Raw genomic sequence first — 23328 nt, 5'->3', positions numbered from 1 at the left:
ATCCGCCGAGTCAGTGCCTGCGCTGACAGGTCGGGCAGAGGTGACTGGATCGGTTCATGAACGTCTCGCGGATCACCGGCGTGCCGCAGCGCGGGCAGGGCCGCCCCGCCCTGCCGTAGACATTGAGCGAGCGGGAGAAGTAGCCGCTGCGCCCGTTGACGTTGACGTAGAGCGAGTCGAAGGAGGTGCCGCCCTGCTCGAGGGCGCGCTCCATGACGGCGCGCCCGGCGTCGAGCAGTTCGACCAGCCTCGGCAGGGCGACGCGGTCGGCGCGCTGGCGCGGGTGGATGCGGGCGGCGAAGAGCATCTCGTCGGCGTAGATGTTGCCGATGCCGCTCAAGATCTCCTGGTTGAGCAGCAGGCGCTTGATCTCGGTGCGCTTCGTCTTCATCAGCGCGGCCACGGCGTGCGCGTCGAAGGCGTCCTCGAGCAGGTCGGCTCCGATGTGCGCGACCGGTTCGGGCACCGCGCGCCCGGCCTTGCCGAGGGCGAGCGCGCACGGCCACCAGTAGCCGAAGGTGCGCTGGTCGACGAACCACAGCTCGCGCCCCTGCGCTCCCCCGACGCGCGCCCGGATGCGCAGGTGCGTGTGATTCGGGTCCTCCGCGCCGGTGCCGGCGGGCTTGATGAGCATCTGCCCGCTCATCCCGAGGTGGACCAGCAGGCAGTCGTCGGCCACCCCGTCGAGGTCCAGCCAGAGGAACTTGCCGCGGCGTTCCACGGCGCGCACGCGCGCGCCGTCCAGACGATTGGCGACGTCGCATGGCTCGGCGCAGCGACGTACCGCCCGTGAGTGGCGCACCGCGACGTCGTCAATCGTGCGCCCGGTGAGGTGTCCGGCGAGGCCGCGCCGGACGACCTCGACCTCGGGCAGCTCAGGCATCCTCGCCCATGCGCAGGGCCAGGACGGTGGCGCGCTCGCGCAGCGCCGTCCAGGCCCGGTGGGCCGCCTCCTGCTCCGCGAGCTTCTTGTTGTGGCCCACGCCGCGGCCGAGCTCCACGTCGCGCACGCTCGCGGTGGCGGTGAAGGTCAGGTCGTGCTCGGGGCCGGTCGACTCGGCGGCGTAGACGGGCATCTCGAGCTTGAGCTCGGCGAGCCGCTCCTGCAGTGCGGTCTTCCAGTCCTGGTGGTGGCCCTGGGCGGTGGCGGTGGCGATCTTCTCGCCGAAGAGGCGCAGCACCACCTTCCGGGCTGTCTCGAAGCCGTGCTGGCGGTAGACCGCCCCGAGGACGGCCTCGGTGGTGTCGGCCAGGATCGACTCCTTGGTGCGCCCCTCGGTGGACTGCTCCCCCTTGCCCAGCAGGATGTGGCGGCCCAGGTCGATCTCGCGGGCGATGTCCGCGCAACCGTAGCGCGAGACGACCGAGGCCCGCATCTTGGAGATGTCGGACTCGGGGCGCGAGGGGTAGTGCTCGTAGAGCTCGCCGGCCACGGACAGGCCGAGCACGGCGTCGCCGAGGAACTCGAGGCGCTCATTGTTCGGCAGCGTGCCGTTCTCGTTGGCGAAGGAGCGGTGGGTCAGCGCCAGGCGCAGGTGCTCGTCGTCGACCTCGACGCCCAGCGCCTCGAGCAGCGGGGTGTGGTCGACGGCGCCGTAGGCGGCCTCGAGGGCCTCGACGCCGGTGGGCCGCTGGCTGCGGCGCCGGCTCACAGGAACTTCTCCAGCCCGGACCAGCGCGGGTCGGTGCCCTGGTACTCGCCGGCGACGCCATCGGGCGCGGGGACCTCGGAGTCCGAGCCCTCGCAGCCGTCCTCGCAGACGGGGCTGAAGGGCAGGTTGAGGCCGATCTCGTCGGTGACGGCCTGGGTCAGGTCGACGCGCTCGTCGACGACGAGCGGCGGGAGGTCGTCCTCGTCGTCCTCGCCGTCCTCCGGCGCGTCGCCGGACTCGGTGAAGACGTCGGCGTCGTAGGCGAAGAACTGCTCGACGTGGAACTCGCCCTCGCGGTGCAGCTCGCGCAGGCAGCGGGAGCACTGGCCGTCGAGCGGCGCGGTGACCTCGGCGATCACCTGCACGCCGGTGCCCAGGTCGGTCAGGTCGGCGTCCACGGTGACCTCGGCGCCCTCGGGCACGGCGATCATCGCCACGCCGATGCGCTCGGGGGCGGGTGCGGTGCGGGTCTGACGCTCACGGCCTCCGTCGAGACCGGAGACGTCGAAGATGAACGGGGAATCCATAACGGCCGACGATCCTACCCCTCACGACGCGGCTGCGACCAGCCACGTTCGTCATAGTCGTAGCCGCCGCGGCTTGTGCCCCGCGTGCCGGCGGCACCCGCGGCCCCGGCCGCGCGGTCGCCGCGCTGGGCGCCGCCGGAGGCCCCGGCGCCGCGGCGCAGGGCGGCGCGGTCGCTGGAGACGGTGCGCAGGACCCCGGAGAGGGTCTCCTCGAAGTCGGCGAGCTTGCCGTCGACGAACTCGTCGCACTCCTGGCGCAGCTGGCGCGACTCGGAGTGGGCGGCCTCGACCACGCGGTGGGCCTCCTCCTCGGCGCGGCGGGCGACCTCGGACTCGGAGACCAGGCGCTTCTGCTCGGCCAGGCCCTCGTCGACGCTGCGCTGGTAGGAGGCGTTGCCCTCCTTGACCAGGCGGTCCGATTCGGACTGGGCGCGGGCGACGGTGTCCTCGGCCTCCTCGCGGGCGCGGGTGACAGTCTGCTCGGCCTCCTCCTGGGCGCGCGAGACCATGGTGGTCGAGCGGGTCTGCGCGTCGGCGAGCATGTTCTCGCTCTCCTCGTGGGCGGAGCCGACGATGTCGTTGGCCTCGTGCTCGGCGTCGGAGACGATCTGCTGGGCGCGCTCCTCGGCGCCGCGGATCAGTTCGTCGCGGCGGTCGAGGACGTCCTGGGCGTCGTCGATCTCGACGGGCAGCGCGTTGCGCATGTCGTCGAGAAGCGCCAACACGTCGTTGCGCGGCACCATGCAGTTGGAGGTCATGGGCACGCCGTAGGCCTGCTCCACGGTCTGGACCAGTTCATCGAGAGCTTCAAACACGCGGTACATGGCCCCAAGCGTACCGGCGCGGCGCGGGGTTCTCCCCGCGCCGCGCCGCATTTTCCGGGTCCTTGCGGACCGTGAACTTCGCCTAGATCACGCCCTGGGCGAGCATGGCGTCGGCGACCTTCTTGAAGCCGGCGATGTTCGCGCCCACCACGTAGTCGCCCTCGCGGCCGTACTCGGCGGCGGCGTCGGCGGTGTGGCGGAAGATGTTGGACATGATCTTGTGCAGGCGCTGGTCCGTGTACTCGAAGCTCCAGGAGTCACGGGTGGCGTTCTGCTGCATCTCGAGCGCGGAGGTGGCCACGCCGCCGGCGTTGGCGGCCTTGCCCGGGGCGAAGTGGACGCCCTTCTCGCGGAAGACTTCGATGGCGTCGGCGGTCGAGGGCATGTTCGCGCCCTCGGCGACGAAGCGGCAGCCGTTGTCGAAGAGGTGCCCGGCGTGCTCGCCGTCGAGCTCGTTCTGGGTGGCGCACGGCAGGGCGACGTCGCAGGGCATGTCCCAGATGGAGCCGTCGGTGTGCAGGGTCGCGCCCTCGGACTCCTCGACGTACTCGGCGACGCGGCCGCGGCGGACCTCCTTGACCTCCTTGAGCAGCTCGACGTCGACGCCGTTCGGGCACTCGACCCAGCCGGAGGAGTCGGAGAAGCCGATGACGGTGGCGCCGAGCTCCTGGGCCTTCTCGATGGCGTAGATGGCGACGTTGCCGGAGCCGGAGACGGTGACCTTGGCGCCGGAGATGGACTGGCCGTGCGAGGACATCATCTCCTGGGTCAGGTAGACCAGGCCGTAGCCGGTGGCCTCGGTGCGCACCAAAGAGCCGCCCCAGGTCAGCCCCTTGCCGGTGAGCACGCCGGACTCGTGCTGGTTGACCAGGCGGCGGTACTGGCCGAAGAGGTAGCCGATCTCGCGGGCGCCGACGCCGATGTCACCGGCGGGCACGTCGCGGTACTCGCCGATGTGGCGGGAGAGCTCCGTCATGAAGGACTGGCAGAAGCGCATGACCTCGGCGTCGGACTTGCCCTTCGGGTCGAAGTCGGAGCCGCCCTTGCCGCCGCCGATGGGCAGGCCGGTCAGGGAGTTCTTGAAGATCTGCTCGAAGCCCAGGAACTTGATGATGCCCAGGTTGACCGAGGGGTGGAAGCGCAGGCCGCCCTTGTACGGGCCCAGGGCGGAGTTGAACTGGACGCGGAAGCCGCGGTTGATCTGGACGTCGCCGTTGTCGTCGACCCACGGCACGCGGAAGATCAGCTGACGCTCCGGCTCGCAGAGGCGCTGGATCAGGCCGTAGTCGCCGTAGTGGGAGTCCTTCTCGAGCACGATCTTGAGCGAGTCGAGCACCTCGGCGACGGCCTGATGGAACTCCGGCTCGCCGGCGTTGCGCTTGAGCAGGAGGTCGTAGTAGCTGGAAACCTGTTCGTCGACGTTCATGTCCTGACGGTCCTTCCTTGGGGTCTCTTCCCGTACGCCCGGCGACCGTGTGAGACACGTCGCCCAGAGACGCCCGGTGTGGCTGTGGACGCGACTAATTATGACACAAGGGTGTTTGACCTGCAGCAAAATACCGGTCAAACGACCGACAAAAACTAGGTGATGCTGGTCACAGCTCCCTGTGCGTCACAATGGGGACGTGGAAAACAGCGCAACCGAGAACCCCCGGGTCGTCATTGCCCCCGACTCCTTCAAGGGCACCTTCGACGCCGACGCCGCCGCCGAGCTCATCGGTGCCGGCGTGCGCGAGGTGCTCCCCGACGCCGAGATCACCCTGGCCCCCATGGCCGACGGCGGCGAGGGCACCGCCGCCCGCTTCACCGGCCAGACCGTCGTCCTGCCCACCACCGACGCCGCCGGCCGGCTGACCGAGGCTGCTTACGTCTACGACGCCGCCGCGGCCACCGCCTACATCGACGTCGCCGCCGCCTCCAGCCTGCCCGCGGTGGCCGACCGGCCCGTGCCGCTGACCGGCGACACCTACGGCACCGGCGTGCTCATCGCCGACGCGCGCACCCGCGGCGCGCAGCGTGTGGTGCTCGCCCTGGGCGGCTCCGGCACCGTCGACGGCGGCAGCGGCATCCTCGTCGCCCTCGGTGCACGCCTCCTCGACCGCCGCGGCCTGCCGGTGCCCAAGGGCGGCGGCTGGCTCAGCGCCGTCGAGGCCGTGGACACCGCCCGGCTCAACACCGACGCCGGCGCCATGGAGTTCGTCCTGCTCACCGACGTGACCGCCCCGGTGACCGGCCCCGAGGGCGCCGCCCGGGTCTTCGGCCCGCAGAAGGGCGCGGCCGAAGACGACGTCGAGCTGCTCGACGAGTCGCTCGCCCACCTCTGCGAGGTCCTCGAGTTCGACCCGGCCACCCCCGGCGCGGGCGCGGCCGGCGGCGTGCCGGTCTGCCTGACCTGGCTGGCCCGCCTGCTGGGCAACCCGGACCCGCGGATCCTGCCCGGCGCGCCCGTCGTGGCCGCCTCGCTGGGCCTCGAGGACGCAGTGGCCGCGGCCGACCTGGTCGTCACCGGCGAGGGCTCGCTGGACGCGCAGAGCTTCACCGGCAAGGTCGTCGGCACGCTCGCCGGGCTCGAGCGGGCCGAGGGCGCGCGCTTCGCGGTGGTCTGCGGGCGCGCCGACGCCGCCGCCCGCGGCGCGCTGCCGGCCGGCAGCCTCGTCGAGGAGACGGGCGGTAAGGACGCCGACGCCCTGCGCGCGGCCGGCGCCCGGGTGGCCGAGGCCTACCGGAAGATCTCCACCGTCCAGGGGTAGACGGCGGGCAGCTCGTGGGCGGTCTCGTTCTCGAGCAGCACCGGGTCGTCCGGCAGCTCGGCGGCCGGGGTGAGCAGGCGCGAGAGCGCCATCGTCAGCTGGTTGACGGAGCCGGAAAAGCCCTCGGGGCGCAGCAGGTAGCACACCACCTCCGCGTTCTCCAGGTCGCGGCCCTGGTGCTGATCGCGGTACGTTTGCCTTAGCTGATCGGCGACCCCGACCTGCAGCCGGGCCTGCGTGGACTCCACCGGCATCGCGTCGAGGACACCGGCCGCGGCCAGCTTCTCCCCCGCGTCGGCGAAGCGCTCCTTCAGCGCCTCCGCCCGGTCCGCGGGGACGAGGACGTCGAACTGAATCTGTGGCATGGCCCCAGAGCATAACCGGAAAGGTGGACCATGAATAGCCCCTACATTCCGCGGCACAACCCGCTGAACGTGATGGCCGACGGCACCATCAAGCAGGTCAACCCGTTCACCGGCACCGAGGTCTGGACGGTGCCGGGCCGCGGCAACCGCCCGCTGTCCCGCCCGAAGGCGGACCCGGAGCCGGTCACCGACGCCAACCGCGAGGACTCCTGCGCCTTCTGCGCCGAGCGCATGCTGCAGACCCCGCCGGAGAAGGCCCGGATGATCCGCGAGGACGACCACTGGCGCATCGTGCGCGGGGTGACCCCGGACCAGCTCACCGAGACGGTCCCGGAGTTCCGCCGGGTGCCCAACCTCTTCGAGATCGTCTCCTACGACTACTGGCGCGAGAACTACGACTACCGCATGGACGCCGCGCAGCTCGCCCGCCGGGAGCAGTACCTCTCCGCCCCGGGCGGGCGCGAGCACGTGCTGGCCACCGTGCAGAACAAGCTCAAGGCCGCAGGTCAGGACCCGAACCTGCCCGAGGAGCGTCTCCTCGAGCTCGGCGACGCCTTCTTCGGCGGCGGCCACGACCTGGTCATCGGCCGGCGCCACTTTGTCGACGGCGCCGAGAACACCTCCCAGCTGGCGTCCTCCGGCACGCTGACCCCGGACGAGCACGCCGCCTTCATCCGCTTCACCGTCGACTCGATGGCGGAGATCTACGAGCACAACCGCTACGCCCGCTATGTCGCCGTCTTCCAGAACTGGCTCAAGCCCGCCGGCGCCAGCTTCGACCACCTGCACAAGCAGCTGGTGGCCATCGACGAGCGCGGCGTGCAGTCCGAGCTGGAGATCTCCCACCTGCGCACGAACTACAACATGTACAACGAGTGGGCCGTCGACTACGCGAACTACCACAACCTGATCATCGCGGAGAACCAGCACGTCGTCTGCTTCGCCGGCTTCGGCCACCGCTACCCCACCCTCGAGGTCTTCTCGAAGTCGGCGGTCGCCGAGCCCTGGCTGCAGGACGCCTCCGAGGTCCGCGCGATGAGCGACATGCTGCACGCCTGCCACGCCGCCACCGGCCCGGACGTGCCGTGCAACGAGGAGTGGCACCACAAGCCCGTCGACCTCGACGTGCCGATGCCCTGGCGCATCATGATCAAGTGGCGCGTGTCCACCCTCGCCGGCTTCGAGGGCGGCACGAAGATCTACGTCAACACGCTCTCGCCGGAGAACATCCGCGACCGCGTGACCACCGAGATGATCCGCCTGCGCGGCGAGGGCCGCATCGCCCAGGACCTGCGCATCGGCACCGAGTGCCACGTGGAACCCAACTCCCTGCGCTACAACCCGCTGCTGCCTTAAGGGTCCAATTGCCGACGCCGCGCAGCGCGCCGTCGGCGCGCCCCACCCGTGCGCGCCCCGCGCGGCGCGGGGCGCCGCGCGCCGGAGGGTGCCCCCTTCCCGCGCACGTCAGGGGCGTCGCATGCGTCGTCACTTCCTGGTCCGTTAGGCCCGCTGCCTCTATAGTGGTCGCCGACCACGAACAGACCGGAAGGCAGACCCGAGGCATGAGCCTGACCCCCGCCCACCTGCTCGCCAACGCGAAGACCGACCTGAGCTTCCAGCGCGCCCTCTACGAGGACCTGCACGAGCACCCGGAACTCTCCGGGCTCTAGCGCGCGACCTCGCAGAAGATCCTCGGCCGGCTGGAGAACCTCGACTGCGAGATCGTCCAGCCGATCGGCGGCTTCGGCATCGTCGGCGTCTTCCGCAACGGCCCCGGCCCGACCGCGCTCTTCCGCGCCGACTTCGACGCGCTGCCGGTCAAGGAGACCACCGGGGTACCCTACGCCTCCACGCGCGTGCAGGCGCGCCCGGACGGCTCGACCGTGCCGGTCATGCACGCCTGCGGCCACGACATGCACACCACCGCGCTGCTGGGCGCCTGCGAGCTGCTCGACGACAACCGCGACTCCTGGTCCGGCACCTTCCTGGCGCTCTTCCAGCCCTCCGAAGAGATCGGCACCGGCGCCGACGCGATGCTCGCCGACGGCCTGGCCCGGCGCATCCCCGCCCCGGACGTCTGCTTCGGCCAGCACATCATGCCCGGCCGCGCCGGCGAGGTGCAGACGATGCCCGGCGGCCAGCTCGCCGCCGCGGACTCGGTGACGATCACCATCACCGGGCGCAGCGCCCACGGCTCGATGCCGCACAAGGCCGTCGATCCGACCTACGTCGCCGCGATGATCATCATCCGGCTGCAGGGCCTGGTCGGCCGCGAGGTCGACCCCAACGACTTCGCCGTGATCTCGGTGGGCAAGGTGCGCGCCGGTACCACCAACAACATCATCCCGGACACCGCGGAGCTGACGCTGAACTGCCGCTTCTACGACGACACGGTCAAGCGGCGGGTCTACTCCGGCATCCGCCGCGTCGTACACGCCGAGTGCGAGGCCTCCGGCTGTCCGGAACCGCCGCGCTTCGAGTACTTCTCGCACGCGGAGCTCACGGACAACTCGAAGGAGGTCTTCGAGCGGGTGCGCCCGGTCTTCGACGCCGTCTTCGGGCCGGACTCCGTCGACGCGGAGCGCTCCACGGTCTCCGAGGACTTCTCGCACATCCCCCGCGCCTTCGGGGCCCCGTACCTGTTCTGGCTGGTCGGCTGCACCCCGCGCGAGCAGTGGGACGCGGCCGTGCACGGCGGCACCGTGGACACCGACGTCCCGGTCAACCACATGTCGACCTTCCTACCGGACTACGAGCCGACGGTCTCCTCTGCCACCCGGGCCGCGGCCGCCGCGGTGCTGACCTACCTGGGCAACCACAACTGAGCGCGGCCACCCCCGTCGCCGAGCACAACCCACGGGGGCGAGCTAACCTGGACGCGTTCGCTGACACGTCCCTTTAACCGTGAGAGCAGGAGCAACTGATGCCCCACCCGTCCCCGATCCCCAGCCTGCCTGAGGCGCTGCCCGGCCACGTCCGCGGCGCCGCCGGCACCTCCCCCGCCGACGCGACGAACCGCAAGTACTGGTTCGGCCTGTCGCGTGCGGTCATGGACCAGATCGCCGACCGTTGGGAGGCCACCGACCTGACCTACAGCCGGGGCCGCCAGCAGCACTACTTCTCCGCCGAGTTCCTCATGGGCCGCGCCCTCCTGAACAACCTGACCAACCTCGGCCTGGTCGAGGAGGCCCGCGAGGCCGTGGCCGAGGACGGCCGGGAGCTGGCCGACGTGCTCGAGGCCGAGTACGACGCGGCACTGGGCAACGGTGGTCTGGGCCGCCTGGCCGCCTGCTTCCTGGACTCCGCGGTCACCCAGGACTACCCCGTGACCGGCTACGGCCTGCTCTACCGCTACGGCCTGTTCCGCCAGTCCTTCGAGGACGGCTTCCAGAAGGAGTCGCCGGACTCCTGGCGCGACGACGGCTACGCCTTCACCTTCCGCCGCCACAGCCAGCAGCGCATCGTCCACTTCGACGACATGACCGTGCGCGCCGTGCCCCACGACATGCCGATCACCGGCTACGGCACCGACAACGTGGGCACCCTGCGCCTGTGGAACGCCGAGCCGATGAGCGAGTTCGACTACGACGCCTTCAACTCCCAGCGCTTCACCGACGCGATCCTGGAGCGCGAGAAGGTCTCGGACATCTGCCGCGTGCTCTACCCCAACGACACCACCTACCAGGGCAAGGTGCTGCGCGTCCGCCAGCAGTACTTCTTCGTCTCCGCCTCCCTGCAGTCGATGGTGGCCAACTACATGCACAACCACGGCGAGGACCTCCGCGGCTTCGCCGAGTACAACTGCGTCCAGCTCAACGACACCCACCCGGTGCTCGCCATCCCGGAGCTGCTGCGCATCCTGCTCGACGACTACGCGATGAGCTGGGACGACGCCTGGGGCGTGGTCACCGAGACCTTCGCCTACACCAACCACACGGTGCTCACCGAGGCCCTCGAGCAGTGGGACGTCTCGATCTTCCAGACGCTCTTCCACCGCATCTGGGAGCTCGTCTGCGAGATCGACCGCCGCTTCCGCGAGGACATGCGCGCCCGCGGCATCGACGAGGGCCAGATCGCCCGGATGGCCCCGGTCCAGGACGGCAAGGTCCGCATGGCCTGGATCGCCTGCTACGCCTCCTACTCGATCAACGGTGTCGCCGCGCTGCACACGGAGATCATCAAGCGCGAGACCCTGGCCGACTGGCACGGCATCTGGCCGGAGAGGTTCAACAACAAGACCAACGGTGTCACCCCCCGCCGCTGGCTGCGCATGTGCAACCCGCGCCTGGCCGGCCTGCTGACCGAGGCCGCCGGCTCCGACGCCTGGGTCACCGACCTGACCGAGCTGGCCAAGCTGGCCCCGCTGGCCGAGGACGCCGCGACGATGAAGCGCCTGCGCGAGATCAAGACGGCCAACAAGGCCGACTTCGCCGAGTGGGTCGCCGAGCGCGAGGGCGTCGAGATCGACCCCGACTCCATCTTCGACGTGCAGATCAAGCGCCTGCACGAGTACAAGCGCCAGCTGCTCAACGCGCTCTACATCCTGGACCTGTACTTCCGCATCAAGGTCGACGGCGAGCGCGACGTGCCGAAGCGCACCTTCATCTTCGGTGCGAAGGCCGCCCCGGGCTACATCCGTGCCAAGGCGATCATCAAGCTGATCAACGAGATCGCCCGCCTGGTCAACAACGACGAGGAGGTCTCGAAGTACCTCAGCGTCGTCTTCGTGCACAACTACAACGTCTCCCCGGCCGAGCACATCATCCCGGCCGCGGACGTCTCCGAGCAGATCTCGACGGCCGGCAAGGAGGCCTCGGGCACCTCGAACATGAAGTTCATGATGAACGGCGCGCTGACGCTGGGCACCCTGGACGGCGCCAACGTCGAGATCCTCGACGCCGTCGGCGACGACAACGCCTACATCTTCGGCGCCGAGGAGGACGAGCTGCCCGGCCTGCGGGAGAACTACGACCCGAACGTCGTGGCCGACGCCACCCCGGGTCTTCGCCGCGTGCTCGACGCCCTGACCAGCGAGCTCCTCGACGACTCCGGCTCCGGCTGGTTCGCCGACCTGCGCCGCTCGCTGCTGGGCGACGGCTACAACGAACCGGACACCTACTACGTGCTCGGCGACTTCGCGGACTACCGCGACACCCGCGACCGGATGGCCGGCGACTACGTCGCCGACCCGGACCACTGGGCCCGGATGTGCTGGCTGAACATCTGCGCCTCCGGCCGGTTCTCCTCCGACCGCACCATCGCGGACTACGCCAACGAGGTCTGGCACCTGGAGCCGACCCCGCTGAAGTGGGACTAGTCTCCCCCGGACATGAGAAGAGGGGCCCCGTGAGGGGCCCCTCTCCTCGTGTTCAGCCTCGGTGCCGCTCACCCGTGGGTGGCGGGACCGGGGCCTGCCGGCCTACTTGCGGTCGGCGTCCACGGCGGCGCCGACGGAGAAGTCCTCGCCGAGCAGGTGCACGTGGATCATGTTGGTGTTGCCCTTGATTCCGGGCGGGGTGCCGGCCACGATGACCATCATGTCCTCGCGGTCGTACTCGCTCATCTTGAGCAGGTTCTCGTTGATCTCGACGATCATCTCGTCGGTGGAGGCGACCTTGCGGGTCAGGAAGGTCTCCGCGCCCCAGCTCAGTGCCAGCTGCGATCGGACCGAGGGATCCGGGGTGAACACCAGCAGCGGCAGGTGCGAGTGCAGGCGGGCCAGGCGGCGGGCGGTGTCACCGGAGGTGGTGAACGCGACCAGCGCGCGGGCGTTGAGGCGCTCGGCGATGTCGCGGGCCGAGAAGGAGATCACGCCGCGCTTGGTGCGCGGGATGTGGGCCAGCGGGGGCACCGAACCGCCGTGCTCGGCCTCGCGGACGATGCGGGCCATGGTGCGCACGGTGTGCTGCGGGTTGACGCCCACCGAGGTCTCGCCGGAGAGCATGACCGCGTCGGCGCCGTCGAGGACGGCGTTGGCGACGTCGGAGGCCTCGGCGCGGGTCGGGCGCGAGTTGTCGATCATCGAGTCCAGCATCTGGGTGGCGACGATGACCGGCTTGGCGTTCTCGCGGGCGATCTGGATGGCGCGCTTCTGGAACAGCGGCACCTCCTCGAGCGGGACCTCGACGCCGAGGTCACCACGGGCGATCATGATGCCGTCGAAGGCCAGCACGATGGACTCCAGGGCGTCGACCGCCTCCGGCTTCTCGAGCTTGGCGATGACCGGCACGCGGCGGCCGACCTCGTCCATGATCTCGTGGACCAGGTCGACGTCCGCCGGGGAGCGCACGAAGGACAGGGCGACGAGGTCGACGCCGAGCTTCAGCGCGTAGCGCAGGTCGTCCTTGTCCTTCTCGGACAGCGCCGGCACGGAGATGTCCATGCCGGGCAGCGAGACGCCCTTGTTGTTGGAGACGGGGCCGCCCTCGACGACCTCGCAGACGACGTCGTTGCCGTCGACCTCCTTGCAGACGAGGGCGACCTTGCCGTCGTCGACAAGCAGGCGGTCACCGGGCTTGGCGTCGCGCGCCAGGCCCTTGTAGGTGGTGGAGACGCGGTCGTGGGTGCCCTCGACGTCGTCGATGGTGATCCGGACGATCTCGCCGTTCTTCCACTCCGTCTCGGTCTCCTTGAACCGGCCCAGACGGATCTTGGGGCCCTGGAGGTCGGCCAGGATGCCGACGGCGCGGCCGGTCTTGTCCGTGGCCTCGCGGACCCACTCGTAGTTCTGCTTGTGGTCAGGGTGGTCGCCGTGCGAGAAGTTCATGCGGGCGACATTCATGCCCGCCTCGACCAGCTCCAGGATGCCCTCCTGGCTGGCGACGGCGGGACCGAGCGTGCAAACGATCTTGGTTCTTCTATCCACGAGCTCCAACCTACTGCTTTCCGTTGTGGGTTTCCATACGAGCGACTGCCCGATCGGTCACGATAATGCCCGATTGTGTTGCTACTGTCACGTTTTTCAGTCGCCAGGAAGCCTGTTCGGCCGCTCCGGGCCCGGTCTGTGCCCGTTTTCTTGGGGCACACCCGGGAGCCTACAGGTCTTTCCCGGTTCCGTCCGTTCGTGTCTGTTTCCCTGCGGTGGGCTTGCCGACGCCCGCGGCGTCGTCAATCTCCTCGGGCGTCTCGGACTCGGCGGTGTCAGGCGCGGGGCGGTCGCCCAGCACCTCCTTCTCGGACTCGCGGCCGCGCGGCAGGAGCAGGAAGGCGACGAGGCCGACGACGATGAAGACCAGCGCGGCGAAGGAATTCACGCGCATGCCCAGGATGTGCTGGGCGGGGTCGGTGCGCATCAGCTCGACCCAGGAGCGGCCCAGCCCGTAGATGACGAGGTAGAGGGCGAAGACCCGGCCGTGGCCGAGGCGCAGGTGGCGGTCCAGGGAGAGCAGCAGCAGGAAGGCGCCGACGTTCCACAGCGACTCGTAGAGGAAGGTCGGGTGCACCGAGGCGATGACCTCGCCGGTGGAGCGGCCGGTCAGCGGGGCGAAGTTGCCGTCAGCGTCGACGCGGTAGTAGAGGTCGAGTGCCCAGGGCACGTCCGTGGGCCGGCCGTAGAGCTCCTGGTTGAACCAGTTGCCGAAGCGCCCGATGCCCTGCGCGAGGATCAGGCCCGGGGCCACCGCGTCGGCGAAGGGGGCCACGGGCACGCCGCGGGTGCGGTAGAAGACCCAGATGGCCAGCCCGCCGAGCAGGACCGCGCCGATGATGGCCAGGCCGCCCTCGGTGATCTTGGCCCAGGCCCACGGGCCAGCGTCCTCACCGAAGTAGTCCGGCCAGTGCGAGATGACGTGGTAGGCGCGCCCGCCGATCACGCCGGCGATGATGACCACGATCGCGGAGTCCCAGACCATGTCCGGGTCGCCGCCGCGGGCGCGGTAGCGGCGCAGGGTCAGCCAGAGGGCGACGAGGATGCCCGTGATGATGCACAGCGCGTAGGCGCGCACGGGGATCGGCCCGAGGTGCCAGACGCCCTGCGGGGGCGAGGGGATGTTGGCGAGGTAATCGGTGTGCACGAATCGCCATTGTGCCCTACCGGGCGGTGACGCGCCGGGGGCAGGCCGGGTGGTTGCCGGCCGCGGAGAGGGTGCGCACGCAAGCGGCCGGGTCCTCGTCCGTCATCACGGTCTGACCGACCACCACGGCGTCGGCACCGGCCGAGGCGTAGGCGAGCACGTCGCGCGCCGAGCGCACGCCCGACAGGGCCACGCGGGCGACGGACTCGGGCAGCCCGGTGGTGATCTCGGCGAGCAGGCCGCGGTCGACGGCGCCGGTGACCGGGTCGCGCGCGTCGACCCCGACGACCTTCGCGCCGGCGGCCAGGGCGCGCTCGAGGGCCGGGTAGGTGCGGGCCTCGACCATGGGGGTCATGCCCAGCGAGGCCGCGCGGTCGACGAGGGCGGCCAGGCGGTCGGCGTCCAGGTAGTCGGCGATCAGCGGGATGACGTCGGCGCCGTGGACGCGGGCCTCGTGGATCTGGTACGGGTCGAAGATCAGGTCGCGGACCATCACGGGCACCTCGACGGCCACGGCGACGGCGGCCAGGTCCTCGAGGGAGCCGGCGAAGCGGTGCGGCTCGGTCTGCACGGCGACCATTCCGGCGCCGGCCTCCTCGAGCTCGGCGGCGAGCACGGCCGCGGCCTTGGTGTCCAGGTCGCGCAGGCGACCCTGGCCCGGGCTGTGCCGCTTGATCTCGGGAATGACGGAGCAGCCGCCCTCGAGCAGCGCGGTCAGGCCGTCGCGGGTCGGCGCGCAGTCACGGGAGGCGGCCTTGATCTCCTGGAAGGGCACCGCGCGCTCCCGACGTGCGAGTTCGAGGCGGGCGTGTGCGAAGACATGCTCCACGGCCACGGACGTCGACATCGCCGACTCCTCTCCGCCACGCCCGGGGGGTGGACGTGACTGGGGACACTGTCTGGTTCGTCTCGAATACTATCCCGGAGACTGCCCCGCCACGAAATCAGCCCCTCGCGGGCTCGCGGGGGGCTGCGGATGACGGTGGGTCACACCAGTAGTTCAGCGGTCCGTCGGGTCGATGTCCGCGTCGAGGGCGTCCCAGAGCACCCGCCCGGACTCGGGGTCCTCCTCGAGATCCCGGGTCACCCGCGCGCGGCGCTGGTCGCCTCGGGCGAAGCGGGTGCGCCGGGGCGCGTCGGTGCCCGGGCGCACGACGATGAGCACGGCGGCCAGCAGGGCCAGGGCCGCGCCGATCAGGGCGATCGAGGGGCCGAGGGCGTCGAGCTGGACGTCGGTGAGCTCCGCCCAGGAGTTCAGCGCGACCGGGTCGTCGGCACGCTGGCTGTCCGCCCCGGAGGTCAAGAGCCCGAAGACGCGGTCCAGGTCCGGCCCAGTGAGCAGCAGGCTCAGCGGGATCCAGGCGACGGCGGCGGCGATGAGCGCGGCGATCGCGCCGACGACGCGGCGGCCCACCCGGCGCAGCACGAAGCTGCCGGCGGCGGCCGCGACGAGCAGGAGCGCCGCGACGGTCAGCTCGGTGGCCCAGGAGCCGCCGACGATGTCGTGGTGGGTCTCCCCCAGCTTGTCGTCGAAGCTGTCGACGCTGACCCACGTCAGCCGCGAGCCCAGCCAGACGATGAGCCCGCCGAGGGCCACGCCGAGCGCGCCGCGGTGGGCGGTCTTCTTTTCGGCGACGCCGGCGGCGGTGGCGTCGGCCGTGCCCGCGACGTCGTCACGCGCGGCGTCGGAAATCTCCTTCGGCAACGCCCTACTCCTCCCCCAGCAGCTCGTCGGCGTCGAAGCAGGTGCGGTCGCCGGTGTGGCAGGCCCCGCCCTTCTGGTCGACGACCATGAGCACGGTGTCGCCGTCGCAATCCAGGCGCACCTGGTGGACGTACTGGGTGTGCCCCGAGGTCAGGCCCTTGATCCAGTACTCGCCGCGCGAGCGCGACCAGTAGGTGCCCCGGCGGGTGGCGATGGTGTGGGCCAGCGCGTGGGCGTCCATCCAGGCCATCATGAGCACCTCACCGGAACCGTGGGCCTGCACCACCACCGGCACGAGGCCGGCGTCGTTGAAGCGCACCCGGTCGGCGATGGCGGGGTCCAGCTTGAAGTCCGCGGGGTTCGTGCTCATCGGCGCACCTCCTGACCGGCCGCCGCGAGGGCGTCCTTGACCTCGCCGATGGTGACCTCGCCGAAGTGGAAGATCGAGGCGGCGAGCACGGCGTCCGCGCCCGCGGCCACGGCCGGCGGCAAGTCCGCGGCCTTGCCCGCCCCGCCCGAAGCGATGACCGGGACGCTCACGGCGGCGCGCACCGCGCGCAGCAGCTCGAGGTCGAAGCCGTCCTTGGTGCCGTCGGCGTCCATGGAGTTCAGCAGGATCTCGCCGGCGCCCAGCTCGGCGCCACGGCGTGCCCACTCGATGGCGTCGATGCCCGCCGAGCGGGTGCCGCCGTGGGTGGTCACCTCGAAGCCGCTGGGCTGGGGCTCGCCGTCGGCCGGCACGCGGCGCGCGTCGACGGACAGCACGATGCACTGGGCGCCGAAGGTGCGCGAGAGCAAGGCGATCAGGTCCGGGTCCTTGATCGCGGCCGTGTTGACCGAGACCTTGTCGGCCCCGGCGCGCAGGAGCTCGCGCACGTCCGCCACGCTGCGCACCCCGCCGCCGACGGTCAGGGGGATGAAGACCTGCTCGGCGGTGCGGCGCACCACCTCCAGCATGGTGCCGCGCCCGGCCTTGGAGGCCGAGACGTCGAGGAAGGTCAGCTCGTCGGCCCCCTCCGCGTCGTAGCGGGCGGCCAGTTCGACCGGGTCGCCCGCGTCGCGCAGGTTCTCGAAGTTGACCCCCTTGACCACGCGACCCTCGTCGACGTCCAGACACGGGATGACCCGCACGGCCAGCGACATGACTTCCTCTTTCTGCTCCTCGGGTGTGTGGCACGGCGGCTCAAGCCCGCCGGGTGTGGCGGCTCAGCGGCCGCCGCGCTCTCTGACCCTGGCAATCGTAGTCAAGATGGCCTCGTGCGAGGCCGGCGCACCCGCGACCACCCCGCGCGAGTCCGGCGTCCACTCCTCGCCGTGGATGTCGGTGACCCGGCGCCCGGCGGCCCGCGCCAACAGCACGCCGGCGGCGTTGTCCCACGGGTGCGGGGAGAGCGAGAGCGCCCCGCCGAAGGTGCCGGTGGCGGCAAAGGCCAGGTCCACGCCCACCGAACCGGTGATGCGCGGGCGCAGGAAGGTGCTGGCCAGCTCGGCGAGCAGGTTCTGGCGGAAGTGCGAGGTGAACTCCGAGCCGCTGGGCGAGGCGACCGAGGAGAAGCCGACCTGGGCGGGGATCGCGTCCGGGTTCGGGTCCGGGGTGATCTCCTCGCCGTTGACGGTGATCGGCCCGCCCTCGGTGACCGCCAGGCGCCGGCCGACCACGGGGATGGAGGTCACGGCGACCACGGGCTGACCGTGGACGAGCAGCGAGACCAGGATCGCGGCCATGGGGTTGCCCACCGAGTAGTTGGCGGTGCCGTCGATCGGGTCGACGACCCAGGTGCGCTCGGCGTGGACGTCGCCGCCGCCCTCCTCGCCGAGCACCGGGATGCCGGTCGCCGCCAGGCGCACGCGCAACAGCGACTCGATGTCCAGGTCGGCCTGGGTGGCGAAGTCGTGCTCACCCTTGGCCACGCTCGGCGGGGCGCCGATGCGGTCGAGGAAGACCTCCTCGGCGGCCTTCACGGCGTCGACGGCGACCGCCAGCATGCCCGGCAGGTCGGTCTCAGTGCTCTCCGTGTCCTTCGCGGCCATGGTTCTCGTCCTCGTTAGTGGTGCGTGTCATTCCGCCGGGGTCTCGGTGGCTGCGGCCTCGGACGCCTCGGCGGCGGCCGCCAGGGCGTCGGCGAGCGTGAAGCGGTCCTCGTAGAGCGCCTTGCCGACGATCGCGGCGTCGATGCCCTCTTCGAGAAGCCCCGCGAGCTCGCGGACGTGGTCGAGGGTGGCCACCCCGCCCGAGGCGGTCACGGCGGCGTCGGTGGCCGCCGAGACGTCGCGCAGCAGGTCGACGTTGGGCCCGCTGAGCATGCCGTCGGTGGAGACGTCGGTGACCACGAAGCGGGTGCAGCCGTCGGCGTCGAGGCGCTCGAGCTCCTCCCACAGGTCTCCGGCGTCGTCGACCCAGCCCTTGGTGCGGGTGCGCCAGCGGCCCTCCTCTTCGAGGACGGCCAGGTCCACGGCCACGCGGTCGCCGTACTCGCCGAGCACGCGGGCGATCCACCCCGGGTTCTCCAGGGCGGCGGTGCCGATGTTCACCCGCGCGGCCCCGGTGCCCAGGGCGCGCTCGAGGGAGGCGTCGTCGCGGATGCCGCCGGTCAGCTCGACGTTGATGTCCAGCTCGCCGGTGATGCGCGCCATCAGCTCGTGGTTGGAGCCGCGCCCGAAGGCCGCGTCGAGGTCGACGAAGTGCAGCCAGTTAGCGCCCTGCTCCTGCCAGGCCAGCGCCGCGGCCAGCGGATCACCGTAGGACTTCTCGGTGCCGGCCGCACCCTTCTCCAGGCGCACGGCCTGGCCACCGACGACGTCCACTGCGGGCAGGAGCTCGAAAGTCATGTGACTCATCGTAGCTTCCGGGGGTGGGCCCGTGGGCGGAAACGCCCGCCGGGCCTGCGACGCTCCCTGGTACTCCCCGCGGTGCTACCGTGGCGGGACACGCATGCGCGCCCCGGCTACCCGGGTTCCGCGCGCAGTCTCCGAGCACAGACGGGTTATACCTCTTGATCGAGCTCCGCGACGTCACCGTCGCCTACCCCGGCACGCCCTCCCCCGCCGTCGAGGCGGTCAGCTGCCGGTTCCCCGACGCCTCGGTCACCGCCCTGGTGGGCGCCTCCGGCTCCGGCAAGACCACCGTGCTGCGCACCGTCAACCGCATGGTCACCCCGACCGCGGGCACCGTGTCCGTCGACGGCCGCGACGTCGCCGACCTCGACACCGTCGAGCTGCGCCGCTCCATCGGCTACGTCATCCAGGGCTCAGGCCTGCTGCCCCACCGCACCGTGGAGGCCAACATCCTGACCGTGCCCAGGCTGACCCGCACCGAACCGGCCCACGGCGTCGAGGAGCTGGCCCGGATGGTCGAGCTGCCCGTGGAGCTGCTGCGCCGCTACCCCGGCGAACTGTCCGGCGGGCAGGCCCAGCGCGTCGGCGTGGCCCGGGCGCTGGCCCACGACCCGCGCATCCTGCTGATGGACGAGCCCTTCGGAGCCGTCGACCCGGTGGTGCGCCGCAGCCTGCAGGACCTCCTCGCCGAGCTGCAGTCCCGGCTGCGCAAGACGGTCGTCCTGGTCACCCACGACATGTCCGAGGCCTTCCGCCTGGCCGACCGCATCCTGCTACTCTCCGACGGCGGGCGCATCGAGCAGGCGGGCGCCCCGGAGGAGTTGCTGACCGCCCCGGCCACCGACCACGTGCGCGCCTTCGTCGGCGCCGACTCCCGCCGCCTGCACCTCGACGAGGCCGGCCGGGTGGTGCGTGACGCGCGCGGCCGGGTCATCGGCACCCTCGATCCGGGTGAGCGCCCGTGAGGCTCGACTGGATCGCCGACAACGCCGCCGAGCTGGCCGGCCTCGCCGTGACCCACGCCGGACTCGCGGCCCCGGCCGTCCTGGCCGCCACGGTCATCGCCCTCCCGCTCGGCTGGGCCGCCCACCGCGCGAAGCGCTGGCGCGACGTGGTGGTCACCGCCGCCGGGCTGGTCTACGCCGTGCCCTCGCTGGTTCTGTTCATCCTCATGCCGCTGTTCCTGGACACCTCGATCATCGCCCCGGCCAACGTCGTCGTCGCGCTGACCGCCTACGGGGTCGCTCTGCTCGTGCGCACCTGCGCCGACGGCTTCGACTCCGTGGACGCCACCGCGCGCACCACCGCCGAGGCACTCGGCTTCAGCCCCGCCCAGCGGGTGCTCCAGGTGGAGCTCCCCCTGGCCGGCCCCGTCATCCTCGGCGGGGTGCGTGTGGTCTCGGCCTCCACGATCGCGCTGGTCTCCGTCGGCGCGCTGATCGGCGTCGAGTCGCTGGGCACGCTGTTCACCGAGGGCTTCGCGCGCTCCTTCCCCACCGAGATCCTCACCGGGGTCATCGGCACCGTGGTGCTGGCGTTGATTTTCGACGCCGTGCTGGTCGCCGCCGGGCGCGTGTTGATGCCGTGGGGTGCGAAGGCGGCGTCCAAGTGATCTTCTTCCTCGACGCGCTGCGCTTCCTGATCGACCCCGCCAACTGGGGCATGCTCGCCGGCCGCCTCGGCGAGCACCTGCTCTACGCCTGCCTCGCGCTCGCCGCCGCCTGTGTGATCGCCCTGCCGGTGGGCCTGTGGCTGGGCCACCGCCGCCGCGGGGCCTCGGTGCTGCTGGCGGTCTCCGGTGCGCTGCGCGCCATGCCGGCCCTCGGCCTGCTGACCTTCCTGACCGTGGAGCTGACCGTCGGGGTGAGCCTGCCGCTGGTGCCGACGACCGTCGTGCTGGTCATTCTGGCCGTGCCGGCCGTGCTGGCCAACGCCTTCTCCGGGATGGCCGCGGTGCCGGCCGAGGTCGTCGACGCCGCGCGCGCCGTCGGCCACACCGAGGGCCAGATCGTGCGCGAGGTCGAGCTGCCGCTGGCCGCCCCGACGATCGTCGGCGGGGTGCGCTCGGCGATGGTGCAGGTCATGGCCACCACCACGGTGGCCGCCTACATCGGGCTCGGCGGGCTGGGCCGGCTGATCCTGGACGGGCTGGCCGTGCAGAGCTACCCGACGATGGTCGCGGGCGCGCTCGTGATCATCGCCGCGACCCTGGTCATCGACCTCGCCCTCGCGGGCGTGCAGCGCGCCGTGCGCCCGCGCACCGCCGCCGAGGAAGGAGCGCCCCAGTGACCGTCACCCACTCCCCCGCCCGCCGGGCCTCCGCGCGTGCGGATCACCGCCCGCGCGGCCCGCGCCCGGCGCGCCGCCTGCGCCGCGCACTCGGCGCCGCCGTGGCCGCCGTGCTCGCGCTCGCGCTCACCGCCTGCCTGAGCACCGACCCGACCTCCACCGAGGCCACCGCCGGCCGCGGCGGGGACGGAACGATCGTCATCGGCAGCGCGAACTTCCCCGAGTCCGACATCCTCGGCCACATCTACGCCGAGGCGCTCGAGGAGGCCGGCTTTGACGCCGAGGTCTCCTCGGGCATCGGCTCGCGCGAGGTCTACACCTCCGCGCTGGAGTCCGGAGACGTCGACGTCTTCCCCGAGTACCTCGGCGCTCTGGCCGTCTACTACGGCGTCGACGTCGCCCCGGGAACCGGGACCGAGGAGCTGGCCGGGCAGGCCGCCGCGGCGCTGCCCGCCGGCCTGGCGATCGCGCGGCCCGCCCCGGGCGAGAACGCCGACTCCTTCCGGGTGCTGCCCGGGACCGCACGGGAGCACGGACTGCACACGCTCGCCGACCTGGCCAAGCTGGACCGGGTGCGCTGGGCGGCGAACCCGGAGATCACCGGGCGCTCCTTCAACGCCGAGGGCATGGAGCGCGTCTACGGGGTGCCGGCCGACTCGATCGAGTACCGGCTGATCTCCGACTCCGGCGGACCGCTGACCGTGACCGCCCTGCGCGACGGGCAGGTCGACGTGGCCAACATCTTCACCACCTCACCGGCCTTGGACTCCGACGGCGACGAGGTCGACACGGTCACCCTCGAGGACCCGGAGGGCCTGGTCAACCCGGAGAACGTCACCCCGCTCTACCGCGCCGACGCGCTGCCGGAAAAGGCCGTGTCCGTGCTCGACCGGGTCAGTGCGGCGCTGACGACCGAGCGGCTGCGCGAGTTCAACCTGCGTAACGTCGGGGACGAGCGGGCCGAGCCCGCCGAGATCGCGCGCGACTTCGTCGAGAGCCTCTAGGCCCCGGGCCTCCCGGGCCGCGCCGGTCCCCCGCACCACGACCCCCGCCCCGCCGTCGCGGGGCCGGCGAAAGGAGCACCCCATGAACGCCCTCGACATCCTGCGCGAGTTCTCCTCGCGCCCGCGCCTGGCCGCCCACGCCCTGCCCGACCTCGACGCCGAACAGCTCAACGCGCACCCGGCCGGCCACCCCAACTCGATCGCCTGGCTGCTCTGGCACGCCGCCCGCGAGATCGACGTCCAGCTCGCCGAGCTGACCGGGAAGGACCAGGTCTGGTCGGCGCAGGGCTTCGACACCCGCTTCGGGCTGCCGGACTCGGACGACGACTTCGGCCTCGGCCACACCCCCGAGCAGGCCCGGAAGATCCACGTCGAGGACCAGGGCCTGCTCGTGGCCTGCCTCGACGCCGTCTGCGCCGCCCTCGACGCCTACACCGAGGGGCTCGCCGAGGACGACCTCGACGAGGTCATCGACCACCGCTGGGACCCGCCGGTCACCCGCGGGGTGCGGCTGGTCTCGCTCGTCGACGACGCCATCCAGCACGTCGGCCAGGCCTACCACGTCGCCGGGGCGCTCTCCGATACCCCCGTGGGTCCGGCCTAGAAGCTCGCCAGCCAGTTGCGCAGCAGCGCGGCGCCCGCGTCCCCGGACTTCTCCGGGTGGAACTGGGTCGCCCACAGCGGGCCGTTCTCGACGGCCGCGACGAAGCGTTCGCCGCCGTGGCTGGCCCAGTGCACCTTCGGCGCCTCGGTCAGCCCGTCGGTGACCAGCTCCCAGTCGCGCACGCCGTAGGAGTGCACGAAGTAGAAGCGCTCGTCGGCCACGCCGGCGAACATCTCGGAGCCCTCGGCCACCTCGACGGTGTTCCAGCCCATGTGCGGCAGGATCGCGCTGTGCAGCTTCTCGACGGTGCCCGGCCACTGCCCGCAGCCCCTGGCGTGCTCGCCGTGCTCCTCGCCGTAGTCGAACATGACCTGCAGGCCCACGCAGATGCCCAGCACCGGGCGGCCGCCGGCGAGGCGCTGGCCGATCACGCGCGGACCGTGCACGGCGTTGAGGCCGTCCATGCACGCGGAGAAGGCGCCCACCCCGGGCACCACCAGCCCGTCGGCCTTGACGGCCAACTTCGGGTCGGAGGTGACGGTCACCTCGGCCCCGGCGCGCTCGAGGGCGCGCTCGGCGGAGCGGAGGTTGCCCGCCCCGTAGTCGAGGAGCACCACGCTCTTGCGGTGCGGCGCGTGCTGCCGGTCGGCGGTCTGGTTCTCGGGGCACTCCTGCATGCCCGGGATCCTAGTCGGCGCAGACTGCGGCCCGCCTGCACCCCCGTCTCCCGGGGGTGATCTAGGATCTGGGGCGGGTCCACC

At 71.5% G+C, this 23328-nt stretch carries 23 protein-coding genes and 1 pseudogene; 9 read left to right on the top strand and 15 right to left on the bottom strand.

Annotation, left to right across the window (positions count from 1 at the left end):
- Nucleotides 1-10: 10 nt before the first annotated feature.
- From mutM to gdhA, 5 genes are all read right to left on the bottom strand, one after another.
- The gene (mutM, locus tag QP119_RS01645; protein WP_284773229.1) at nt 11-883 is read right to left on the bottom strand and encodes a bifunctional DNA-formamidopyrimidine glycosylase/DNA-(apurinic or apyrimidinic site) lyase; all 873 of its coding nucleotides are present in this window, start codon (nt 881-883) and stop codon (nt 11-13) included.
- Complete coding sequence (gene rnc, locus QP119_RS01640) at nt 876-1652, bottom strand: ribonuclease III (protein WP_284773228.1); 777 nt, start codon at nt 1650-1652, stop codon at nt 876-878. Before rnc ends, mutM begins: the two co-directional genes overlap by 8 nt.
- On the bottom strand, nt 1649-2179 hold the full coding sequence (locus QP119_RS01635; RefSeq protein ID WP_284773226.1) for a YceD family protein: 531 nt from the start codon (nt 2177-2179) through the stop codon (nt 1649-1651). Before QP119_RS01635 ends, rnc begins: the two co-directional genes overlap by 4 nt.
- Nucleotides 2180-2193: 14 nt before the next feature.
- Nucleotides 2194-3003 carry a DivIVA domain-containing protein gene (locus tag QP119_RS01630; protein WP_284773225.1) on the bottom strand — a complete coding sequence of 270 codons (810 nt, stop codon included), beginning with the start codon at nt 3001-3003 and terminating at the stop codon, nt 2194-2196.
- An 82-nt stretch (nt 3004-3085) separates the two neighbouring features.
- Nucleotides 3086-4429 carry an NADP-specific glutamate dehydrogenase gene (gene gdhA / locus QP119_RS01625; RefSeq protein WP_284773224.1) on the bottom strand — a complete coding sequence of 448 codons (1344 nt, stop codon included), beginning with the start codon at nt 4427-4429 and terminating at the stop codon, nt 3086-3088.
- A gap of 199 nt (nt 4430-4628) precedes the next feature.
- Here gdhA and QP119_RS01620 point away from each other — a divergent pair, with 199 nt between their 5' ends.
- On the top strand, nt 4629-5753 hold the full coding sequence (locus QP119_RS01620) for a glycerate kinase (protein ID WP_284773222.1): 1125 nt from the start codon (nt 4629-4631) through the stop codon (nt 5751-5753).
- On the opposite strand, the gene QP119_RS01615 is transcribed toward QP119_RS01620, so the two are convergent.
- Nucleotides 5723-6118 carry a hypothetical protein gene (locus QP119_RS01615; protein ID WP_284773220.1) on the bottom strand — a complete coding sequence of 132 codons (396 nt, stop codon included), beginning with the start codon at nt 6116-6118 and terminating at the stop codon, nt 5723-5725. The genes QP119_RS01620 and QP119_RS01615 overlap by 31 nt on opposite strands.
- A 30-nt stretch (nt 6119-6148) precedes the next feature.
- Here QP119_RS01615 and QP119_RS01610 point away from each other — a divergent pair, with 30 nt between their 5' ends.
- The 3 genes and pseudogenes from QP119_RS01610 (at nt 6149) to QP119_RS01600 (ending at nt 11435) form a co-directional block, all read left to right on the top strand.
- Entirely contained in the window at nt 6149-7474 is a 1326-nt protein-coding gene (locus QP119_RS01610; protein WP_284773218.1) for a DUF4921 family protein, read from the top strand.
- A gap of 206 nt (nt 7475-7680) precedes the next feature.
- Nucleotides 7681-8943 (top strand): annotated as a pseudogene (locus tag QP119_RS01605) (amidohydrolase).
- Nucleotides 8944-9041: 98 nt separating this feature from the next.
- Complete coding sequence (locus QP119_RS01600) at nt 9042-11435, top strand: glycogen/starch/alpha-glucan phosphorylase (RefSeq protein ID WP_284773217.1); 2394 nt, start codon at nt 9042-9044, stop codon at nt 11433-11435.
- A gap of 102 nt (nt 11436-11537) precedes the next feature.
- Here the strand turns inward: QP119_RS01600 and pyk are convergent, their stop codons facing one another.
- From pyk to priA, 8 genes are all read right to left on the bottom strand, one after another.
- Complete coding sequence (gene pyk, locus QP119_RS01595; protein WP_284773216.1) at nt 11538-12983, bottom strand: pyruvate kinase; 1446 nt, start codon at nt 12981-12983, stop codon at nt 11538-11540.
- Nucleotides 12984-13152: 169 nt separating this feature from the next.
- On the bottom strand, nt 13153-14130 hold the full coding sequence (gene lgt, locus QP119_RS01590) for a prolipoprotein diacylglyceryl transferase (RefSeq protein ID WP_284773215.1): 978 nt from the start codon (nt 14128-14130) through the stop codon (nt 13153-13155).
- Nucleotides 14131-14146: 16 nt separating this feature from the next.
- Nucleotides 14147-14977: an indole-3-glycerol phosphate synthase TrpC gene (locus QP119_RS01585; RefSeq protein WP_284773213.1), complete on the bottom strand. Its 831-nt coding sequence runs from the start codon at nt 14975-14977 to the stop codon at nt 14147-14149.
- A 153-nt stretch (nt 14978-15130) separates the two neighbouring features.
- Complete coding sequence (locus QP119_RS01580) at nt 15131-15835, bottom strand: TIGR02234 family membrane protein (RefSeq protein ID WP_284773212.1); 705 nt, start codon at nt 15833-15835, stop codon at nt 15131-15133.
- Between the two features lie 4 nt (nt 15836-15839).
- Nucleotides 15840-16205 (bottom strand): phosphoribosyl-AMP cyclohydrolase, encoded by a 366-nt coding sequence (hisI, locus tag QP119_RS01575; protein ID WP_284773211.1) that lies wholly within the window; start codon nt 16203-16205, stop codon nt 15840-15842.
- Nucleotides 16202-16978: an imidazole glycerol phosphate synthase subunit HisF gene (gene hisF, locus QP119_RS01570; protein WP_284773210.1), complete on the bottom strand. Its 777-nt coding sequence runs from the start codon at nt 16976-16978 to the stop codon at nt 16202-16204. The genes hisI and hisF overlap by 4 nt, the downstream gene beginning before the upstream one ends.
- A 63-nt stretch (nt 16979-17041) precedes the next feature.
- On the bottom strand, nt 17042-17866 hold the full coding sequence (locus QP119_RS01565) for an inositol monophosphatase family protein (protein ID WP_284773209.1): 825 nt from the start codon (nt 17864-17866) through the stop codon (nt 17042-17044).
- Between the two features lie 27 nt (nt 17867-17893).
- Complete coding sequence (gene priA, locus QP119_RS01560) at nt 17894-18664, bottom strand: bifunctional 1-(5-phosphoribosyl)-5-((5-phosphoribosylamino)methylideneamino)imidazole-4-carboxamide isomerase/phosphoribosylanthranilate isomerase PriA (RefSeq protein WP_284773208.1); 771 nt, start codon at nt 18662-18664, stop codon at nt 17894-17896.
- A gap of 164 nt (nt 18665-18828) precedes the next feature.
- On the opposite strand from priA, the gene QP119_RS01555 reads away from it, so the two are divergent.
- From QP119_RS01555 to QP119_RS01535, 5 genes are all read left to right on the top strand, one after another.
- Nucleotides 18829-19635, top strand: a complete 807-nt coding sequence (locus tag QP119_RS01555) for an ATP-binding cassette domain-containing protein (RefSeq protein ID WP_284773206.1) — start codon at nt 18829-18831, stop codon at nt 19633-19635.
- Nucleotides 19632-20282, top strand: a complete 651-nt coding sequence (locus QP119_RS01550) for an ABC transporter permease (RefSeq protein WP_284773203.1) — start codon at nt 19632-19634, stop codon at nt 20280-20282. The genes QP119_RS01555 and QP119_RS01550 overlap by 4 nt, the downstream gene beginning before the upstream one ends.
- Nucleotides 20279-20959, top strand: coding sequence for an ABC transporter permease (locus QP119_RS01545; RefSeq protein ID WP_284773202.1), 681 nt, complete (start codon nt 20279-20281; stop codon nt 20957-20959). The genes QP119_RS01550 and QP119_RS01545 overlap by 4 nt, the downstream gene beginning before the upstream one ends.
- Entirely contained in the window at nt 20956-21963 is a 1008-nt protein-coding gene (locus QP119_RS01540; protein ID WP_284773201.1) for an ABC transporter substrate-binding protein, read from the top strand. The genes QP119_RS01545 and QP119_RS01540 overlap by 4 nt, the downstream gene beginning before the upstream one ends.
- 82 nt (nt 21964-22045) lie before the next feature.
- Nucleotides 22046-22567 carry a mycothiol transferase gene (locus QP119_RS01535; RefSeq protein ID WP_284773199.1) on the top strand — a complete coding sequence of 174 codons (522 nt, stop codon included), beginning with the start codon at nt 22046-22048 and terminating at the stop codon, nt 22565-22567.
- Here the strand turns inward: QP119_RS01535 and hisH are convergent.
- On the bottom strand, nt 22564-23244 hold the full coding sequence (gene hisH, locus QP119_RS01530; RefSeq protein WP_284773197.1) for an imidazole glycerol phosphate synthase subunit HisH: 681 nt from the start codon (nt 23242-23244) through the stop codon (nt 22564-22566). The two genes, QP119_RS01535 and hisH, sit on opposite strands and share 4 nt — an antisense overlap.
- Nucleotides 23245-23328: the final 84 nt, after the last annotated feature.

Origin of the sequence: Corynebacterium frankenforstense, from assembly GCF_030211955.1 — a bacterium.
GTDB classification, from domain to species: domain Bacteria; phylum Actinomycetota; class Actinomycetes; order Mycobacteriales; family Mycobacteriaceae; genus Corynebacterium; species Corynebacterium frankenforstense_A.
Note: the sequence above shows the minus strand (reverse complement) of the source record. Positions and strands in the feature narration are given on the sequence as shown.